General features: G+C 69.5%; 17 protein-coding genes and 2 pseudogenes. 13 read left to right on the top strand and 6 right to left on the bottom strand.

Features of this window, described 5'->3' with window-relative positions:
* Window positions 1-12 precede the first annotated feature (12 nt).
* On the top strand, window positions 13-771 hold the full coding sequence (locus ACZ4WS_RS40395) for an SDR family oxidoreductase (protein WP_467988145.1): 759 nt from the start codon (window positions 13-15) through the stop codon (window positions 769-771).
* 303 nt (window positions 772-1,074) lie between these two features.
* Here the strand turns inward: ACZ4WS_RS40395 and ACZ4WS_RS40390 are convergent, their stop codons facing one another.
* Entirely contained in the window at window positions 1,075-2,238 is a 1,164-nt protein-coding gene (locus tag ACZ4WS_RS40390; protein ID WP_467988144.1) for a D-alanyl-D-alanine carboxypeptidase family protein, read from the bottom strand.
* Window positions 2,239-2,625: 387 nt separating this feature from the next.
* On the opposite strand from ACZ4WS_RS40390, the gene ACZ4WS_RS40385 reads away from it, so the two are divergent.
* Window positions 2,626-4,104 carry an ABC transporter permease gene (locus ACZ4WS_RS40385; RefSeq protein WP_467988143.1) on the top strand — a complete coding sequence of 493 codons (1,479 nt, stop codon included), beginning with the start codon at window positions 2,626-2,628 and terminating at the stop codon, window positions 4,102-4,104.
* Between the two features lie 113 nt (window positions 4,105-4,217).
* Window positions 4,218-4,961, top strand: a complete 744-nt coding sequence (locus ACZ4WS_RS40380; RefSeq protein ID WP_467988142.1) for an ABC transporter ATP-binding protein — start codon at window positions 4,218-4,220, stop codon at window positions 4,959-4,961.
* Window positions 4,962-4,985: 24 nt separating this feature from the next.
* On the opposite strand, the pseudogene ACZ4WS_RS40375 reads toward ACZ4WS_RS40380, so the two are convergent.
* Both ACZ4WS_RS40375 and ACZ4WS_RS40370 read right to left on the bottom strand, forming a co-directional pair.
* Window positions 4,986-5,279: pseudogene (locus tag ACZ4WS_RS40375) on the bottom strand (aldo/keto reductase); the annotation flags it as partial.
* A 164-nt stretch (window positions 5,280-5,443) separates the two neighbouring features.
* Entirely contained in the window at window positions 5,444-5,770 is a 327-nt protein-coding gene (locus ACZ4WS_RS40370; RefSeq protein ID WP_467988141.1) for a nuclear transport factor 2 family protein, read from the bottom strand.
* Window positions 5,771-5,902: 132 nt separating this feature from the next.
* On the opposite strand from ACZ4WS_RS40370, the gene ACZ4WS_RS40365 reads away from it, so the two are divergent.
* The 3 genes from ACZ4WS_RS40365 (at window position 5,903) to ACZ4WS_RS40355 (ending at window position 7,310) form a co-directional block, all read left to right on the top strand.
* Entirely contained in the window at window positions 5,903-6,448 is a 546-nt protein-coding gene (locus ACZ4WS_RS40365; RefSeq protein ID WP_467988140.1) for a DoxX family membrane protein, read from the top strand.
* Window positions 6,449-6,518: 70 nt separating this feature from the next.
* Entirely contained in the window at window positions 6,519-6,851 is a 333-nt protein-coding gene (locus ACZ4WS_RS40360) for a MazG-like family protein (RefSeq protein ID WP_467988138.1), read from the top strand.
* Window positions 6,852-6,893: 42 nt separating this feature from the next.
* Window positions 6,894-7,310 (top strand): P-loop nucleotide/nucleoside kinase family protein, encoded by a 417-nt coding sequence (locus tag ACZ4WS_RS40355; RefSeq protein WP_467988137.1) that lies wholly within the window; start codon window positions 6,894-6,896, stop codon window positions 7,308-7,310.
* On the opposite strand, the gene ACZ4WS_RS40350 is transcribed toward ACZ4WS_RS40355, so the two are convergent.
* Entirely contained in the window at window positions 7,294-7,530 is a 237-nt protein-coding gene (locus ACZ4WS_RS40350) for a hypothetical protein (protein ID WP_467988136.1), read from the bottom strand. The two genes, ACZ4WS_RS40355 and ACZ4WS_RS40350, sit on opposite strands and share 17 nt — an antisense overlap.
* Before the next feature lie 210 nt (window positions 7,531-7,740).
* Between ACZ4WS_RS40350 and ACZ4WS_RS40345 the strand changes: the two genes are divergently transcribed.
* From ACZ4WS_RS40345 to ACZ4WS_RS40330, 4 genes are all read left to right on the top strand, one after another.
* Window positions 7,741-9,042, top strand: a complete 1,302-nt coding sequence (locus ACZ4WS_RS40345) for an extracellular solute-binding protein (RefSeq protein WP_467988135.1) — start codon at window positions 7,741-7,743, stop codon at window positions 9,040-9,042.
* A gap of 68 nt (window positions 9,043-9,110) precedes the next feature.
* Window positions 9,111-9,962 (top strand): carbohydrate ABC transporter permease, encoded by an 852-nt coding sequence (locus ACZ4WS_RS40340; protein WP_467988133.1) that lies wholly within the window; start codon window positions 9,111-9,113, stop codon window positions 9,960-9,962.
* The gene (locus tag ACZ4WS_RS40335; protein WP_467988132.1) at window positions 9,959-10,885 is read left to right on the top strand and encodes a carbohydrate ABC transporter permease; all 927 of its coding nucleotides are present in this window, start codon (window positions 9,959-9,961) and stop codon (window positions 10,883-10,885) included. The genes ACZ4WS_RS40340 and ACZ4WS_RS40335 overlap by 4 nt, the downstream gene beginning before the upstream one ends.
* A 129-nt stretch (window positions 10,886-11,014) precedes the next feature.
* Window positions 11,015-13,387, top strand: coding sequence for a glycoside hydrolase family 3 N-terminal domain-containing protein (locus ACZ4WS_RS40330; RefSeq protein WP_467988131.1), 2,373 nt, complete (start codon window positions 11,015-11,017; stop codon window positions 13,385-13,387).
* 121 nt (window positions 13,388-13,508) lie between these two features.
* Here the strand turns inward: ACZ4WS_RS40330 and ACZ4WS_RS40325 are convergent, their stop codons facing one another.
* Window positions 13,509-15,038 (bottom strand): RICIN domain-containing protein, encoded by a 1,530-nt coding sequence (locus tag ACZ4WS_RS40325; RefSeq protein WP_467988130.1) that lies wholly within the window; start codon window positions 15,036-15,038, stop codon window positions 13,509-13,511.
* A 130-nt stretch (window positions 15,039-15,168) separates the two neighbouring features.
* Window positions 15,169-16,209: a LacI family DNA-binding transcriptional regulator gene (locus ACZ4WS_RS40320; protein ID WP_467988129.1), complete on the bottom strand. Its 1,041-nt coding sequence runs from the start codon at window positions 16,207-16,209 to the stop codon at window positions 15,169-15,171.
* A 112-nt stretch (window positions 16,210-16,321) separates the two neighbouring features.
* Between ACZ4WS_RS40320 and ACZ4WS_RS40315 the strand changes: the two are divergent.
* The 3 genes and pseudogenes from ACZ4WS_RS40315 to ACZ4WS_RS40305 all read left to right on the top strand — a co-directional run.
* Window positions 16,322-16,660: pseudogene (locus ACZ4WS_RS40315) on the top strand (tetratricopeptide repeat protein); the annotation flags it as partial.
* Window positions 16,661-16,788: 128 nt separating this feature from the next.
* The gene (locus ACZ4WS_RS40310) at window positions 16,789-18,729 is read left to right on the top strand and encodes a DNA/RNA helicase domain-containing protein (RefSeq protein WP_467988127.1); all 1,941 of its coding nucleotides are present in this window, start codon (window positions 16,789-16,791) and stop codon (window positions 18,727-18,729) included.
* A gap of 342 nt (window positions 18,730-19,071) precedes the next feature.
* Window positions 19,072-19,262: transposase (locus ACZ4WS_RS40305; protein ID WP_467988126.1), on the top strand; the 191-nt coding region annotated here is incomplete at its 3' end.

Below are 19,262 nucleotides of genomic sequence, written 5' to 3'. Positions count from 1 at the left end.
CGCTGCGGCCCCATGAACGCCATGCAAACGAAGATCGCGGTAGTGACCGGAGCGGGCTCCGGCATCGGCCGTGCCGTAGCCGTGGAACTGCTGCGCACCGGCTGGTCGGTGGCGCTGGCCGGACGCCGGACCGAGACGCTGGAGGAGACGGCGGCGCTCGTTCCCGAGGGGCCCTCGACGGCCGTACGCACCGACGTCTCACGGCCCGACGAGGTGGCCGCCCTGTTCGCCGCCGTGCGCGAGCGCTTCGGGCGGCTCGATCTGCTCTTCAACAACGCCGGTACGTTCGGTCCGGGCGGCGTACCGCTGGAAGAGCTGCCGTACGAGGCCTGGCGGCACGTCGTGGACACCAACCTCAACGGCGCGTTCCTGTGCGCGCAGGCGGCGTACCGGCAGATGAAGGAGCAGGACCCGCAGGGCGGCCGGATCATCAACAACGGCTCGATCTCGGCGCACACGCCCCGCCCGCGGTCGGTCGCGTACACGGCGACCAAGCACGCGCTGACGGGCCTGACCAAGTCGCTGTCCCTGGACGGGCGTCCGTACCGGATCGCCTGCGGTCAGATCGACATCGGCAACGCGGCGACGGACATGACCGAACGCATGCAGACCGGGACGTTGCAGGCGAACGGGGAGCTGGCGGTCGAGCCGGTGATGGACGCGGCGGACGTGGCGCGCACGGTGCGGCACATGGCGGAGCTGCCGCTGGAGGCGAACGTGCAGTTCGCGACGGTGCTGGCGACGGCGATGCCGTACGTGGGACGCGGCTGAGGCGTTCACACCCACATCGTCAACGACTCAACTTGCACAAACGGAAGGTGAACCTCCGGACCATAAAGGCCGGTGGCAGGCATATGCTCAACGTCTCCTCCACCAGAGCTTCACACTTGGAGCACGAGACTTCGGTACGACCACGGTCCACGGGTCCACACCGAGGGGGGAGGCGGCAGCCGTTCCGCGGCCCGGGTGGGGGCGGACCTCGCGCGGGACCGCGAGGTATGCACCGGGCCGGGGAACGGCTGCCCCGCAATCAGCTGATGGCTGCCTCGCGATCCGCGAACGGCTGCCCCGTGATCAGAGCCGGTGACGGCCGTCCGCCGCGTCGCCCTCGGCCCTGCGCCGCCGGCCGCGCAGCGCGAACGCCCCGCCGGCGAGCAGTGCGAGCGCACCTCCGGCCCCGCCGACCAGCCCCCACGACGAGTGGCCTCCCGCCGTGGTGGCGGCCGGAGCGCCTCCGGCGGCCTTCGCCGCCTTCCGCGTGGGCGTCGCGCTCGCGCCGCCCTCACTGAGCGGATCGACCAGCGTGCCCACGGGCTCGGCCTTCGCCGCGTTCTTGAAACCCCAGTCGAGCAGTTGGGCCGTCTCCAGGTAGACGCCGCTGCCGCCGCTCTTCGGGTGCATCACCGTGACGAGGAGGGTCCGCCCGTCCCGGGTGGCCGCGCCGGTGAAGGTGTTTCCGGCGTTGCTGGTGTAGCCGTTCTTCACACCGATCAAGCCGTCGTATGTGTCCACACCCCACGCGCCCGTGAGCAGACGGTCGGTGTTCTGTATCTGGAAGGTCTTCTTGCCGCCGGCCGGGAAGTCGGCGGTCTTCGTCGAGCAGTAGGCGCGGAAGTCGGCGTCGCCGAGGCCGTGCCGGGCGAAGAGCGTCAGGTCGTACGCCGACGACAGCTGCCCCTTGTGATCGAAGCCGTCGGGGCTGACCACGTGGGTGTCCAGGGCCTGGAGGTCCTCGGCCTTGGCCTGCATCTGCGCGACCGTCTCGGCGACACCGCCGTTCATATGGCTGAGGACGTGCACCGCGTCGTTGCCGGAGCGCAGGAAGACGCCGAGCCACAACTGCTCGACGGTGTACGTGATTCCGGGCTTGACGCCGACGAGGCTGGAGCCCGCGGGTATTCCGGCCAGGTCGGCGTCGGTCACCTTGTACTTCTCGGTCCGCTCGAACTTCTTCAGCACGGTGTCCGCGAACAGCATCTTCAGGGTGGACGCGGGCGCGAGGCGCCGGTGCGCGTTGTACGAGGCGAGCACCTCGCCGCTCTCGTGGTCCGCGACCAGCCAGGCGCGGGCGGTGAGCCCTTTGGGCAGCCCCGAGGCGCCACGCACCTGGACGCCGGTGCGGCCGAGCCGCTCACCGCCGATCGTGGTGGCGGCGTACGAAGGGGAGGCGGCGGCCAGCGGGACGGCCGCGGCGAGGCCGAGAGCGGCACGACGGGAAAGCCGGGAAGAATCACGCATCCCGGGACCGTACAAAGAGCGTCCGCGACGCGGCACAGCGGGGTGATAAAGGAAAGGAACGCCGCGCCCAAAGACACGGCAAAGCTCCACGGCGTGAAGGCGCGCGCCAGGGCGTGCAAGAGGCGCGGGCCCGCCCCGTACGACCGTCCACCGTCCCACCGGGAGATGCGTACCGGGCGGGCCCGCTGTTCTTCACCAAGGGGTCACTCAACAGGCGTTTCCTGGCAGTACGCCCTAGAGAGCTTAGGAATCAGCTGTCTTACGGAATATTGATTTCGGTCGCCACTTTCTCAGCCCTCACACATCTCTTACTCAGCCCGACTCAAAGGTTTCTCCATAGCTTGTGGCCGCGCCCACAGCGGGCGCCAAGAACCTTTGAGGAACGGGATGTTTGGCATCTATCTCAAGCGTGAGCTGAGCCGGCGCAAGAAGGCGGCGCTGGTGATCGCCATGGGTCTGGCGCTCGGTATCGCGCTGGTCATCACCGTCAACTCGGTGTCGGCCGGCATGCAGCAGGCTCAGGACAAGGTCCTGAAGTCGCTGTACGGGCTCGGCACCGACATGACGGTCACGAAGGCCCAGACGGCACCCACGAGCAGCTCCTCCGGCAGACCGAAGTTCAACTTCGACGCCAAGTCGAACGACAGCAGCGACACCCAGAGCTCGGACCGCGTGATGACCCAGGGCGGTCAGTCCCTGAAGTCCTCGCTCGTCACCAAGGTCGCCGCGCAGAAGGGCGTGGCGAGCGCGGTGGGCGCGCTGAGCCTGAACGTCACCAAGGTCGACGGCTCCTTCACGCAGGGCAAGGCGAAGTCCACCACGGGTTCCTCCAGCTCGCAGCAGGGCGGCCCCGGCGGCGGCCAGAGCGGCACCAGCACGGGTGCCCCGCAGGTGCAGGGCGGCGGCGCGTCCTTCGACGTGAACTCGTACTCCGTCGCGGGCGTCGACGTCACCAACCAGGACCTCGGCCCGCTGGCCACCTCGAAGATCAGCACGGGCAAGACCTTCACGGCCACGCAGACCAACGCCAAGGTCGCGGTGCTCAGCAAGTCGTACGCCAAGGAGAACAAGAAGACGGTCGGCAAGACCATCACGATCTCCAGCACCAAGTACACGATCATCGGTATCGCCACGCCCGACAGCAGCGAGTCGACCACCGACGTCTACCTGCCGCTGAAGCAGGCGCAGTCGCTGGGTGACTCGAAGAACAAGGTCACCACGATCTACGTCAAGGCGACCGACTCGAAGCAGATCTCCACGGTCAAGAAGACGATCCAGGCGAACATCTCGGGTACGACGGTCACCACCTCCGCCGACCTCGCCGACACCGTCTCCGGCTCGCTGTCGACCGCCTCGAACCTGGCCACCAGCGTCGGCAAGTGGCTGTCCATCGCGGTTCTCATCGCCGCGTTCCTGGTGGCGGCGCTGCTCACCTCCTCCGCCGTCTCCCGTCGGGTCCGTGAGTTCGGCACCCTGAAGGCGCTCGGCTGGCCGTCCCGCAAGGTCACCCGCCAGGTCGTCGGCGAGTCCATCGTGAACGGTCTGCTCGGCGGCGCGCTCGGCATCGCCCTCGGCCTCGGCGCCGCGTACACGGTGACGGCGATCAGCCCGAAGCTGACGGCGGAGCTCGGTTCCACCAGCACCAGCGGTGGCGGTATGGGCGGCCCCGGTGGCGGCGGTCCCGGCCAGCAGGCGGCTTCGGCGGCCAAGAACACCATCGACATCGCGCTCTCCGCGCCGGTCTCGCTGACCACCATCGCGCTCGCCGCGGGCCTGGCCATCGCGGGCGGTCTGATCGCCGGTGCGATGGGCGGCTGGCGCGCCTCCCGGATGCGCCCCGCGGACGCGCTGCGCAGCGTCTCCTGATCCCCTTCGAGTCATTCCCTTCGAGTCACACCCCTTGAGCTGGGGCGCCGCGTCCACTCCCCCCGGGCCGCGGCGCCCCGCCCCCTTCATCTTCTTCATCTTCGGAGACCTTCATGTACAAGCTCACCGGCGTCACCAAGCGCTACACACGGGGCAAGGAGACGGTGGAGGCGCTGCGCGGCATCGACCTCGCCATCGAGGACGGCGACCAGCTCGTCATCCAGGGCCCCACGGGTGGCGGCAAGTCGACCCTGCTCCAGATGATCGGCGGCCTCGACCGCCCCTCGTCCGGCAGCGTCGAGCTGGATGGCGTGGACCTCGCCTCCATCAGCGAGGCCAAGCTGACCCGGCTGCGCGCCGAGAAGATCGGCATCATCTTCCAGTCGTTCAACCTCATCCCGACGCTGACCGCGCAGGAGAACGTCGAGACGGCGCTCGTGCCGCTCGGTGTGAAGCCCAAGGAGCGGCGCGAGCGGGCCGCCGAGGCCCTGACCTCGGTCGGTCTCGGCGACCGCCTGGGCCATGCGCCGAGCGAGCTGTCCGGCGGCCAGCAGCAGCGTGTCGCCATCGCGCGCGCCCTGGTCAAGAAGCCGAAGGTGCTGCTCGCGGACGAGCCGACCGGCAACCTCGACGAGGGCACCCGCGACGACATCATGGGCCTGCTCGAAGGGCTGTGGCACGAGTACGGGCTGACCTTCATCATGGTCACCCACGACTCGTCCATCGCCCGCCGCGCGCCGCGCCTGGCGACCATCAAGAAGGGGCAGATCACGCTGAAGGAGCAGGGCGGCGGGGTTCGCCGGGCGGCTGCCGCGCAGAGCGTTCCCGCTGCGCAGTACGGCGGCCAGGGCGTCTGATCCCTCCGCGGGCCGAAGGGCCGCTCACCGTCCCAGAACGCGGTCGACTTCGGTCAACTGCCCGGCGGTGAGCGGCCCTTCGGCGATCGCGCCCGCGTTCTCCTCCGCCTGCGCGACGGAGCGGAAGCCCGGGATCGGGACGGTGCGCGGACTGCGCGCCCACAGCCGGCCGAGGGCGCCCTGCGCGAGCGTACGGCCGTCGCTGGTGAGGATGTCCCTGAGGGCGTCGACCCTGGCGAGCCAGGCCGGATCGGCGCCGCTCTTCTCGGTGAAGCCCGGCAGCCCAGCGGCTGCCCGTCGGGGGTCGCCCTCCCCCAGTTCTCGGCTCCGCTCGAACCGGGGGACCCCCATCCGCCGATGGCCCAGCAGCCGAAGCCGAGCGCGCTCACCTCGATACCGCTGGGTCCAGTGTCCTGTTGGTCTCCATGCCTGCGGACGTTAGGAGTTGGAGCGCACTTCAGGGCAAGACCTCGTACGGACTCTTACGCCTGGCCGGTCTCGAAGCGAGAGATCCTGCCGCCGTCGTCGACGATGAAGCTCCACTTCGTCTTCATCTCGCCCCAGGTGTCGTTGTTGTAGTGGGCGATGAGGGAGCGGCCGCCGTTGGACTCGTTGTCGACGTCCATGTGGCCGTGGGAGGAGAAGATCTCCCGGTCGGTCCACTCGTCGAGGTCCCGGTCGGAGCCGTCGTCGGACATGGTGGCTCCGGGCGCGAGGAGCGCCTGGAAGGCCTCGCGGTCGTGGGCGTTCACGGCGGTGACGAAGGCCCGGACGGCGGGGTCGCTGAGTTTGGCTACCTGAATCGTCATGCCAGCCAGGTTCACACCGCTCCCGGGGGCCCGCCACCCGAACGGCCCGCGCGGGCGGGCCGGGCAGGGGTGAGCAGTGGCACGGTGGTCAAGCGGGATGGACCGTTCCTGCTGCCTGCTCCGGGAGTGATCGTGACCTGTTTCGACCGACGTGATCTGGGACTGCTGCTGCTCCGTCTGGGCACCGGCGGGGTGCTTGCCGCGCACGGCGCACAGAAGCTGTTCGGCTGGTTCGGCGGGGGCGGACTGGAGGGGACCGCGGCGGCGATGGAGGCGATGGGTTACGCCCCCGGGAAGGCGAGCGCGGCGGCGGCGGGCCTCGCGGAGGCGGGCGGCGGCGCCCTGCTGGCGCTGGGCCTCGCGACACCCGCGGCCGGTGCGGCGGCGGCCGGAGCGATGGCTGGCGCGGCGGCGGTCCACGTACCGAATGGGTTCTTCGCGATGAGCGGCGGCTACGAGTACGCGGCGACCCTGGCCCTGACGGCGGCCGGCCTCGCCGTGACAGGCCCCGGCCGCATCTCCCTCGATCACCTCGCGGGCCACGCGGTGAACCGCGGCTGGATGGTGCCGACGGCGCTGGGCGCGACGGCGGCGGTCACCGCGGTGGTCGTGGGAGCGCGGAACAAGAGGGTGCGGAAGGCGGCGGAGGGCGAGCAGGAGACGTTGTTCGACGAGTAGGCGTTGTTCAGCGAGTAGGCTCGTTCGGCGAGTAGGCGTCGGGCACACGGCCGCTGGGGAAGCTGGCCCCATGGCTGATGAAGACGTCTGGGACTCGATCGACCGCCTGCACGCCTGGCTGGACGCCCACCGCGCGCACGGCGGCCGGGAGGGGCTGCTGCTGCGCATGCTGAAGCTGTCGGAGGAGGTCGGCGAGGTCGCGCAGGCGGTGATCGGTGCGACAGGCCAGAACCCGCGCAAGGGCACGAGCCACACCTGGGACGACGTCCAGTCCGAACTCTGCGACGTCGTCATCACCGCCATGGTGGCGCTGCGCACCCTGGCACCGGACGCACGCGACGTCTTCGCGGCGCACCTGACGGGCGTCACCGAACGCTCACTCGGACCGGCCGGAACTCCCTGAGCGGAGACGGCACTTGGTCCCGCACGCGGCAGAATGTGGCCGGTGCCGATCATCCTCGGCGGCCTCCCCGCCACCGGAAAGACCACGCTCGCCCGGCTCCTGGCCCGCCGCACGGGCGCGGTGCACCTGCGCGTCGACACCATCGAGCAGGCCCTGGTCCGCTCGGGCCTGACGGCCCACCCAGTCGGCCCGGCGGGCTACGCCGTCGCGTACGCCCTCCACTCCTGGGACGGCGACCCGGCCCACGCCCCGGTCAAGCGCCTCGACCTGCCCACCAGCGACCCGGGCGGCTGGGAGTCCGTCATCGACGTCCCCGACCTGACCACACCGGGCGCCCGCGCCCAGCTCCTCACCGACAACGGCTCGGCCGACCTCTACGGCGACGGCACGGAGGCCAAGGACCTCACCCAGCCGGAGTGGAAGAAGTCCCGGGCCACGTGGTTCACGGTGACGGGCTGACGGAGGAGGGACGTCCCGTCAGGGAGCCCTCGGGCTCGGCCAGCACCAGCCTGCTGGCTTCGCTGCGAAGGTGACCCGTGACCTGAGGTGACGGCTCCGCTCGCGTGGCGAAGTGCCGACGCAGCTCGGGCTCGGGCGCGTACCTGTAGCGGTCGAGGTAGTACGCGATCTGGTCGGACCAGACCCACGTACCGTCGGTGCGGAAACCGGCGGGCACCACCCTGCCGCGTTCCAGGAGTCCGGAGTGCGGGAAGACGGCGAAAGTCTTTCGTAACCGGGGGATTTCCCCTCCTTGTCCCGGGCGTGAAGCGCATGTCAGTGTCCCGGTCCAGCAGGCAGACCGCTGTGGCGGTGCACCCGAAAGCCTTTCGTGCTGCTTTCTGATCTGCCTTGCGCACTCATGGCATGCCCAGACGAAGAGAGGCAGAGCATGCACGGGATCCTGAAAGCCAGAACTCGGCGCGTCGTCATATCCCTCACCACCGTGTCCGCCGCCCTCGCCCTCGCCGCATGCGGGACGTCCGGGCCGTCCACGACCTCGTCGGCGAAGGGCCTGACGATGTGGGCGCTGAACGACCAGACGATTCTCAAGGAGTCCGTCGACGCCTACAACAAGGACCACCCGGACGAGAAGATCACCCTTCGGCTGTTCGCCAACGACGACTACAAGCAGAAACTGCGCGTGGCCTTCGGCGCGAACCAGGCGCCGGACCTCTTCTTCAACTGGGGCGGGGGCGCGCTGGACGACTACGTCAAGGCGGACAAGGTCGACGCCCTGACAGCGGCGGAGGTGAACACGGACCGGTTCACCCCGAGCGTGCTGCAGAGCGCCACCTTCGGCGGCAAGGTCTACGGCGTTCCGGCCAACGGCCTCGCCCCTGTCGTCCTCTACTACAACAAGAAGGTGCTGGCCGACGCGGGCGTCAAGCCTCCGAAGACGTACGGCGAGCTGATGTCGGCCGTGCCGAAGCTGAAGGCCAAGGGTGTCGTGCCGCTGTCGCTCGCGGCCAACTCCAAGTGGCCCACGCTGATGTACACGGAGTACCTGCTCGACCGTACCGGCGGCTCCGGGGTGTTCTCGAAGATCGCCTCCGGTGACGCCTCGGCGTGGCAGGATCCGGCGGTCACCAAGGCCAACCAGTACCTCCAGGACCTGGCCGAGGCCGGTGCCTTCGGCGACAACGCCTCGTCCGTGAACTACGACCAGGGCGCGTCCACGGCCCTGGTCTACACGGGCAAGGCGGCGATGGAGGTGATGGGCACCTGGGAGTACGCCAATTTCGTCAAGTCGGCGCCGGACTTCGCGAAGAGCGAGCTGGGATACACCGCGTTCCCGACGGTTCCCGGTGGTGCCGGTGACCCGCAGAGCATCGTCGGCAACCCGTCGAACTTCCTGTCGCTGAACTCGGCGTCCACCCACAAGTCCGCGGCGCTGAAGTACCTCCAGGACTACGTCCTCAACGACTCGCAGGTCGACGCCTACCTCGCGGCCGGCAGCGTGCCGCCGGTGAAGGGGCTGGAGTCGAAGCTGGCGTCGACGAAGTCGTCCGACAAGGCGTGGCTGCAGTTCGTCTACGGCCTGGTGCAGAAGGCCCCGGGCTTCCAGCTCTCCTGGGACCAGGCGCTGCCCTCGGATCAGTCCGATCCGCTGCTGACCAACGTTGACAAATCGTTCCTGCGGCAGATCAAGCCCGAGCAGTTCGGCACGAACATGAGCAAGGCGGCGCAGTAGTGGCGACCGTGGTCCGTACCCCGCGGACGGGCCCACCCGTCCGCGGGCGCCGCTGGAGCGGCGCCCTCATGGCCGCCCCCGCCCTCCTCGTCTTCGGCCTGTTCGGCCTGGTCCCGCTCGTGGGCGTCGGGGCGCTCAGCCTCTCCCACTGGGACGGCCTGGGCGCCATCGGCTGGGCCGGCGGTGACAACTGGAGCGGTGTCCTGACCGACGGCGCGACCTGGCAGGCGCTGTGGCTCACCGTCAAGGTGATGGTGGTCAGCTGGCTGGTCCAGACGCCCGTCGCCCTGGCGCTCGGCGTCTTCCAGGCTCCCCGGGGGCGGCTGCGCGCGTTCTTCGCCGTCCTCTGGTTCCTCCCCCTGCTGCTGTCCGCCGTGGCGATCGGACTGACCTGGCAGGCGCTGCTCGACCCCTCCTTCGGCATCGGCGCCTCGCCGGGACTGCACTGGCTGGCCCGGCCGCTGCTTGGCTCGCCGGAGCTGGCGCTCTACACCGTGATCTTCGTGATCGCCTGGCAGTTCGCACCGTTCCACGCGCTGCTCTACCAGGCCGGGATACGTCAGGTTCCCGTCTCCCTGTACGAGGCGGCGGCCATCGACGGGGCCGGACCCTGGACCCGCTTCCTGCGGATCACCCTGCCGCAGCTGAAGTACACGATGGTCACGTCGAGCACGCTGATGCTGGTGGGCTCGCTGACGTACTTCGACCTGATCTTCGTCCTGTCCGGCGGCACCGGCGGGCCCGGCACCGCCACCCGTGTGCTGCCGCTGGCCATGTACATCACGGGGTTCCAGGCACACGACATGGGTCGGGCCAGTGCCGTCGCCACCCTGCTGGTGGTGACCGGCCTCGGGCTGTCGCTGCTCACCACCCGCCTCTCCGGCTTCACCCGGATGGACAGCCAGCAGGAGGGCATGTGAGCACCACAGTGACGAAGACCCGGCCGGGCACGGACCGCGCAAGCCTTCCTGAGCGCCCGGCATCGGCACCGCGGGCCCGGGCCGCCTGGCCCCGCCTCGCCGTCACCGCCCTGCACCGCGCCCTCACCGGCAGCGCCACCCTCCTGTGGACGGCGATCGTCATCGTCCCCGTCTACTGGCTGGTCGTCACCAGCCTGCGCAGCCGTACGGACTTCACGACCACCAGTCCGCTGGCACCGCCCGGCCACCCGACGCTCGCCAACTACCGGACCGTCCTGACCGGGGACTTCACGACCTACCTGCTCAACAGCGTCGTCGTCACCGTGGCGACGGTCGCGCTCACGGTCGTCGCCGCGCTCATGGCCTCGTTCGCGATCGTCCGGCACGCCGGCAGCCGCTGGTCCCGGCTGTCCTTCCGGCTGTTCCTGCTGGGCCTGGCGATCCCGTTGCAGGCGGTGATCATCCCGGTGTACCTGCTGATCATCCGGCTTCAGTTGTACGACAGCCTGGCGGCGATCGTCCTGCCGTCGGTGGCGTTCGCGCTGCCGATCACCGTGATGATCCTGGTGAGTTTCCTGCGGGACGTGCCGCGTTCACTGTTCGAGGCGATGGTCGTCGACGGCGCGGGCGACTGGCGGATGCTGTGGTCGCTCGCGGCGCCGCTGGCCCGTCCGGCGCTGGTGACGGTCGCCGTCTACGACGGTCTCCAGGTGTGGAACGGGTTCCTCTTCCCGCTCATCCTCACCCAGAGCGGCGACAAGGCGGTGCTGCCCCTCGCCCTGACGCTCTACCGGGGCCAGTTCGGCATCGACGTCCCGGCGACGATGGCCGCCGTGGTGCTCTCCACCCTGCCCGTGCTGGCGGTGTTCATCCTCGCCCGACGGCAGCTCGTCGCCGGCCTCACCGCCGGATTCTCCAAGTAACGGGCCCCAGAGCCTGTCTTCCGGATCAGGCCTGGGCCCAATTTCCCACCAGCGCGTCCTGCGCAGCGGCCGGGTGGCATACCCGGCCGCCGCGCGCGCGTGCCCGCGTACCTCCCCGAGGAGTCGTGAATGACGACCACCATGCCCGACCACGGCGGCCTTCCGCAGGAGGGAGACGACCGCCCCTGGACCGATACGACGCTGCCGACCGCCGAACGGGTCGAGGAACTGCTCGCCAGGCTCTCCCTGCCGGAGAAGGTCGCGCAGCTCAGCAGCACCTGGGAGGACATCGAGGCCGACGGCCCGGAAGTGGCCCCGGGCAGCAACCACTTCGGCCGCGTCGGCGACCTCGACGAGACCGCCCGGCACGGCCTGGGCCAGCTCACCCGGCCCTACGGAACGCTCCCCCGGCCCGCCCTGGAACACGCCCGCCTGCTGGCCGACCGTCAGCGACAGGTGATGGCGCAGAGCCGCTTCGGCATCCCCGCCATGGCCCACGACGAGTGCCTGACCGGCTTCACCGCCTACGGCGCCACGATCTATCCGACCTCGCTGGGCATGGCTGCCACCTTCGACCCCGCCCTGATCCGCCGGGTCGGCGAGGCCATCGGCTCCGACATGGCCGAAGCAGGCGTCCACCAGGGCCTCGCCCCGGTCGTCGATGTCATCCGCGACTACCGCTGGGGCCGCTGCGAGGAGACCTTCGGCGAAGACCCTTACCTGGTCGGCGAGTTGGGCGAGGCATACGTCCTGGGTGTGCAGAGCGCGGGGGTGTACGCCACCCTCAAGCACTTCGCCGGGTACTCCGACTCGACGGGCGGCCGCAACCACGCCCCCGTACGCATCGGCCGCCGGGAGCTCTTCGACGTCATCCTGCCGCCGTTCGAACGGCTCGTCGCCGCGGGCGTGCGGTCGGTGATGAACTCGTACGCCGAGATCGACGGCGAGGCGCCCGCCGCCAGCCAGTGGCTGCTGACGAACGTGCTCCGCGACCAGTGGGGTTTCGAGGGCACCGTCGTCTCCGACTACTGGTCGCTGCCGTTCCTGGTGAGCGCACACCGCGTGGCGGCCGACCTGCCCGCGGCCGGAGCGCTCGCCCTGCGGGCCGGCATGGACGTCGAACTGCCGGACCAGCGCGGCTTCGGGCAGGCGCTGGCCGGTGCCGTGGAGCGCGGGCAGGCGGACGAGAACGACGTCGACCGGGCCGTCCGCAGGGTGCTGCGCCAGAAGATCGAACTCGGGCTCCTGGACCCCGACTGGGACCCGCAACCGCCCGCCCTGCGCGCGAGCCGCCTCGACCTGGACAAACCGGAGCACCGCCAACTCGCCCACACGGTCGCCCAGTCCAGCGCCGTCCTGCTGTCGAACGACGGGACCCTGCCCCTCTCGTCCGTCGGCCGGATCGCCCTGATCGGCCCGTGCGCCGACGACGTACGCACCATGTTCGGCTGCTACAGCTTCCCCAACCACGTCCTCGCCGACCGCGAGGACCTCGGCAACGGTGTCGACGCAGTCTCCCTGCGCACCGCACTCGCCTCCGAACTCCCGCGCGTGGCCTGGGAGTTCACCCAAGGCTGCCCGATCCGCGATGACGACCGCTCCGGCATCCCGGCCGCGGTGGAGGCCTGCGCCGCCGCAGACGTCACCGTCCTCGTCGTCGGCGACAAGGCGGGCATGTTCGGCATCGGGACCTCGGGCGAGGGCTGCGACGTCGAGGACCTGCGGCTGCCCGGCGTACAGGAGGAGCTGGTCGAGGCGGTGCTCGCGGTCGGCAGGCCGGTCGTGCTGATCGTCAACAGCGGCAGGCCGTACGCCGTGGGCCGGTTCGCGCGGGACGCCGCGGCCATGGTGCAGGTCTTCCTGCCCGGCGAGGAGGGCGGCCGCGCGGTGGCCGAACTCCTGTCCGGAACGGCGAACTTCAGCGGCAAGCTGCCCGTGCAGATCCCGGCCTCCCCGGGTGGCCAGCCCTACACGTACCTCCACCCTCCACTGGCCGACCGGCAGAGCTTCCTGTCCAACCTCGACCCGACGCCCGCGTTCCCCTTCGGCCACGGGCTGTCGTACACGACGTTCGAGATCGACGTGCTGGCCGTCGACTGTGCGCAGGTCCCGACGGACGGTCGGTTCACGGCCTGCGCGCGGGTGCGGAACACGGGCACGCTGCCTGGCGCCGAGACGGTACAGCTGTACGCCGTCGACCCGGTCGCCCAGGTCACCCGCCCGGTCCGGTCCCTGCTGGGATTCGCCAAGGTCGGCCTCGAACCCGGCGAGCACGCCACCGTCCGCTTCGACGTCCACACCGACCGCCTCGCCTTCACCGGGCTGGGCGGCCACCGGATCGTCGAGCCCGGCGAGATCCTGCTGTACGCCGGCTCCTCCAGCCTGGACACACCGGTCCGGGACGCGGTGCAACTGGTGGGCGAGCAGCGGGACTTGACCGTCGTGCGCCACCACGGCGTGCCCGTCACCGTCGAGCGGGGGCAGAAGGTCGCGAGGGAATAGAAGGACGAGAGAGATAGCAGGACGAGGGGGATAGCAGGACGAGGGGGATAGCAGGACGAGGGGGATAGCAGGACGAGGGGGCGGGCGGCCAACGGCCCCCGCCCCCTCTCTCTTGCGTGGTTCAGCTGACCTGCACGATCTGCCACTGCTGGTCGGTGGAGCCGGTGTCGGTCCACTGCACGGCCTGGGCGCCGTCGGAGACCGACCCGCCCAGTACGCCGAGCACCTTGCCGCTGTTGACGTTGCGCAGCTTGACGTACGAGCCGGCCTGGACGACCTGCCACCGCTGGTCGGAGGCGCCGGTGTCCAGCCACTGCACCGCCTGGTCCCCGTCTGCGGTACCGGAGGCGTTGACCCCCGCCACCCGCCCGCTGCCGCGGTTGCCGAAGACGGTGGCGCCACCGCTGGCCGTGGTCATGTGCCAGGCCTGGTCGGCCGCCCCGGTGTCCGTCCACTGGACCAGGCTCGTACCGTCGCCGAGACCCCCGCCACTCACGCCGAGCACCTTCCCGGAACGGCGGTTGACCAGCTTGTAGTACGCGCCCGCGGAGTGGCCGAGGTCCACGTCGGCGTACCGGATGGTGTTCACGTTGCCCTGCCAGAAGCCGCCACAGGACATGATGAGGACGCGTCCCGTGCCGGACACGTACTGCAGGGTGCGGCTGTACCCGGCTTCGATGGGCGTCTTCACCCGGGTCCACGCACCGACCCCGTTGCTGGTGTTGATCAGCAGATCGCCCGATCCGTAGGAGTTGTACACCAGCTTCCCGTCCGGAAGAACGATGTTGTACGGGCTGCCGCCGCCGTCGATCTTTGTGCCGAGGTCGGTGGCGTTCCAGTTCTCCGGGTCGTCGCTGATCTTGAAGTAGTTGGGCGGACCGGAGCCGGCGTTGACCACCTCGTAACTCATGAAGTACTTGCCGTTGGCCAGCTTGGACACCACCGCCATGCCCGGGCGCAGATTGGTGTCGGTGGGCGCGACGTCGTTGACGACCGGCCCCCAGTTGACGCCGTCCGTGCTGGTCTGGTGGACGAGTTTCTGGTTGTTGTTCGCCTTGTCGCGCTCGTCCGAGTAGTACACGATCAGCTTGTTGTTCGCGACCAGCACGAACGGTTCCCAAATGGGCGTGGTGGTGTAACCGCCACTCGACGCGATCCGGCTGACATAACTCCACGTACGTCCGGCGTCATTGCTCTTGTAGACCTCCATCCGCTCCGCCGACTTGTCCGCCGGAGCCGAAAGCCCGATACAGAGAATGGTGCCCGCGGGCATGTTGCCCACCTGCTGCGGGAGTTCGTAGAGGAATGCTCCGTTGCGGTTGCCCCAGCCGTTCACCGTGTCGGTGACCGAACTGATCTGATTCCATGTCGCGCCACTGTCGGTGCTGCGGTAGATGGGGAACACCGGCGTGGTGGCGGGCTGTTCGAAGGTGGCGAGGATCGTGCCGTTGTCGGCGCCGTTGTGCTGCAGCTGCACCGTCTTCGGGTACAGCGCGCCGTATTCCTGTGCGCCGGCGGGCGGTTGATAGAGAACCGAGGGGCCGTAGGCTTGAGCCTGCGTGGTGAGCGACGGCAGGGAAAGCGCGGTGCCGGTCGCCAAGGCTATGCCGAGGATTCTTCTGCGGGAGATTCCCGGGGGTGTGGTGAACAAGGCATTCCTTTCACCCTGAGCATGAACAGCGAATTGCGCTCCGTGGGACATGAGCGGGACGGAGCCAGTATTCGGGCATAGGCCCGCCATGTCACCGACGCATTTCGAAAGTGTTTCGCGCGATGGCGGGTTACCGGGTATTGACGCGGTGGTGAACGGACGTCGAGGTCCGCAGCACCAGTTCGGTCGCCAGCTCGATCCGCGGCGACGCGGGGGGCTTCCCTTCGGCCAGCTGCATGAGGACCCGGGTCGCTTCGTGGCCCAGTTCCTCGAACGGCTGGCGCACCGCGCTCAGCGGCGGGCAGGCCATGGCGGCCACCAGCGTGTCGTCGAAGGACATGACCGCCAGGTCGTCCGGAACGCCGAGCCCTTGCTGGCGGGCCGCCTCCAGGACGCCGAGCGCCTGCGCGTCGCTGGCCGCGAAGACGGCCGTGGGCGGCTCGTCGGAGCGCAGGATCTGCAGCGTGGCGGCCAGCGCCTCGTCGAAGTCGAAGTCCGTCGAGCGCACGATGGCGGGGTCGTAGGCGATGCCGGCCTCCTCGATCGCGGCCCGGTAGCCGTGCAGGCGCGCCGCCCCGGCCAGGGAGTGCGATCTGCCCGCGACCATGCCGATCCGGGTGTGGCCGAGTCCCAGGAGGTGCTGCACCGCGTCCCGGGCCCCGTTCCAGTTCGTCACCCCGATGCTCGGGATGTCCAGCGACGGCGCACTGAGCGGATCGACCAGCACCACCGGAAGCCGCTGCTCGACGATGCGGCGCTGGTCGTCCTCGGCCAGCATCGAGATCACGATGATCAGCCCGGCCGCACCGAGCGCCACGCACTCCTCCAGCCACTGGGAGATCGAACGCCTGCTGGTCGTCCCCGTCACCACGTTGACGCCGAGCTCGCCCGCCGCGTCCACGATCCCGCGCACGACCTCCAGGGTGTACGGCCCCGACAGGTCCCTGAACACCGCGATGATCTGACGCGGCACCTCGGGATCGCGCTCCCACGGGCGGACGTAACCGTGCCGCGCCAGGAGCTCCTCGACCCGGGCCCGCGTCGCCGCGCCGACGTCACGACGCCGGTGCACCACCTTGGACACGGTGCTGAGCGACACCCCCGCCTCACCGGCGATGTTCGACAGCAGACCGTACTGCGCATCCAGGTGTGCCTTGCCCTGAGCTGTCACCCGATGCCCGCCCCAGTCGCCTTCGCCGGCACCGATGCGCCGGCCCGCACCGACTCCCTCACCAGAATTCTGATCATCCAGCGCCTTCTCGGGGACTGGCAAGGTGTCGTGCGCGCCTTCGCTCAGGGCTCAGGGCCCGAACTCGGTCGGGACAGAGGTAGTGGACGTCGCACACCGGATCACCACGGCCTTCAGCGCCGCCGACGAACGCCTCGGCAGCGGCCACGGCCTGACCACCCTCACCGCCTACCTCGCCGACACCGCCGCACCCATGCTCCGCGAACGCTTCCCAACCGAAGCCTTACGCCGAGCAGCATTCGGCGCCGTGGCCGAACTCGCCTACCTGGCAAGCTGGATGCACCATGACCTCGGCCAGGAAGGCGCCGCCCAGCGCTACTACCGGGTCGGCTACCAGCTCGCCTGCGAAGCCGACCCGCACGGCCACGCCGCCGCACCACCCGGCCCAGCCAAACACCGCCCATCCCCTCCTCGTGATCCACAGGCTGACCTAGGATGGCGAGCACTATCTCAGCGGCCCGACGGGCTTCCTGATCCGCCTGCGCGCGGACATCGGAGGACATGCCCCCACCCGCACGAGTCTTCTTCGTGCTGCCTGGGGGCGTTTTCTTGCTGTTCCGTGAGTCCGCGGCGTCCGTGGCCGCCCGCATCCTCGAAGGGTCGCTGGCGCTGCATCTGACCGAGAACTTCCGTCACCAGCACGGCCGCAGGCCCGCACCGGCGGAGATACGTTCCTGGGAGCGCAGCCTCCCCGCACTCGTCAACGCCCTCATCGAGGCCGGCCTCGACGACGTCGAAGTCCTGGTCGAGTACAGCCTGCCCCTCACCAGCAAGCGAGCGGACGCCGTACTCGCCGGCGTGCACCCGACGACGGGTGAACCGTCGTACGTCGTCGTGGAGTTGAAGCAGTGGAGCGCGGCCTACCCGGAGGAGGACGAGCCGCTGCTGTGCCGGATCGACGCGTACGCGCGGCCGGTCCTCAACCCCATCGAACAGGTGCGGGGCTACTGCGAGTACCTGCTGTCGTTCAACGGGGCCCTGGAGCGGATGCCCAGGTCGCTGGCCGGGGTGGCGTTCCTGCACAACGCGACCGAGTTCGGGGTCGCTGGGCTGCGCGCCGTCACCAAGGACCACCACGGCCGGATGTACACCGGCGAACAGCGCGGCGCCTTCCTGAACTTCCTTCGCTCTCGGCTCGCCGCGAAGCCCGGAGCGGAGGCGGCGGACGTACTGCGCGACGCCAAGATCCGACCCTCCAAGCAGCTGATGGCCGTCGCGGCGGCCGAGATCCGCGACCGCGAGCAGTTCGTACTCATCGCCGAGCAACGGGTCGCCTACGAGAAGGTGATGTCCGCCGTACGCAAGGCCAAGCGGTCGAACCGCAAGCAGGTGATCGTGGTGACCGGCGGTCCCGGCTCCGGCAAGAGCGTGATCGCGATGTCGCTGCTGGGCGAGCTGTACCGGCGCGGGGTGCCCACGCTGCACGCCACCGGGTCGCAGTCGTTCACCAAGACGATGCGCAGAGTCGCAGGGGCCAAGAAGCGCGAAGTCCAGCAGCTGTTCAAGTACTTCAACAGCTTCATGGACGCAGAGCCGAACGACCTCGACGTACTGATCTGCGACGAGGCCCACCGCCTCCGAAAGACCTCCGCCAATCGCTACACCAAGGCCGAGCTGCGCACGGGCCGGCCCCAGGTGGCCGAGCTGATCGACGCGGCCCGGGTACCGGTGTTCCTGCTCGATCAGCACCAAGTGGTGCGGCCCGGCGAGATGGGGACCAGGGAGCAGATCCAGCGGGCCGCCGCCGAACAGGGCTTCGAGTGCACGGTGTTGGAGCTGGACAGCCAGTTCCGGTGCGGCGGCAGTGACGCGTACGAGAAGTGGGTCGTCGACCTGCTCGGCCTGGAGGGTGGCACACCCGGCCAGTGGGAGCCGGACGGCAAGTTCGAGCTGCTGACCGCCGAAAGCCCCCAGGAACTGGAGGACTTCCTCGTCGCCCGCCGCGAAGAGAACTACGGCGCCCGAATGTCGGCCGGTTACTGCTGGAAGTGGACCACCAAGGTCACCCCGGACATGGCGGCCCTGCCCGCCGACGTCGTCATCGGCCAGTGGGCCCGTCCCTGGAACGTGTACGGCGACCGGTCCCTGCTCGGGGCGCCGCCCGCGCCCCTCTGGGCCACCGATCCGGCCGGTTTCGGCCAGGTCGGCTGCGTCTACACCGCGCAGGGCTTCGAGTACGACTGGTCAGGTGTCATCATCGGCCCCGACCTGGTGTGGCGAACGGACCACTGGGTCGTGGACCGGTCGGCGTCAAAGGACCCGTCGTTCACAAAGGCGACGCCGGACGCGGACATCAACCGCCTCATCCGCAACACCTACAAGGTGCTGCTGACCCGGGGCATGGTCGGCACGATCGTCTACTCGACGGACCCGGAGACTCGCGAGAAGCTGCGGTCGCTCATTCATCCTGCGTCCGAGGTCGAGGCGCCCGCGCTCGTGTAAGGCCGCGCGTAGTGCCACGTGCGCGAAGAGCTCGACCACAGCATTACGGTCGGCGTCAACACAGGAAAGGGCCCCGACCAGGCCATGAGACCTACTCAGAGCCCGGCCAGCAGACGAGTCAGGCTACACGCCGGGGATAGTGGCGGGATTGATGAAAACGGCCTCTGATCTGCGTGGACGTTCTGCGTGACCAGAGGCCGTGCACATCGGGTGCACACCGGCGGCTTGCCTACTCAGTCGAAGCTGAGGCAAGCCCGACGCATCGACGCGGACCTAGTAGGGCTTGGTCAGGTCGGTTGTGGTGGTGCGTGTCCTGGGGGTCCGGTGTGGCGTTGAGAGTGTGTGACTCCGGACGAGATTGCTGTGGTGCGTGGCGAGTTGGAGACGTTCGCGGCGGAGGTGTTCGAGCCGTTTGCGCGCAAGGATCAGCGCCGGTGGGGGCAGGTTTATCTGCGGGGGCTGCTGACCGACGGGCAGCGTAAGTCGGTCGAGCCGATGGCCGCCCGGCTCGGGGAGGACGGCAATCGTCAGGC

It is taken from the genome of Streptomyces sp. NPDC029292 (assembly GCF_055569295.1).
Note: the sequence above shows the minus strand (reverse complement) of the source record. Positions and strands in the feature narration are given on the sequence as shown.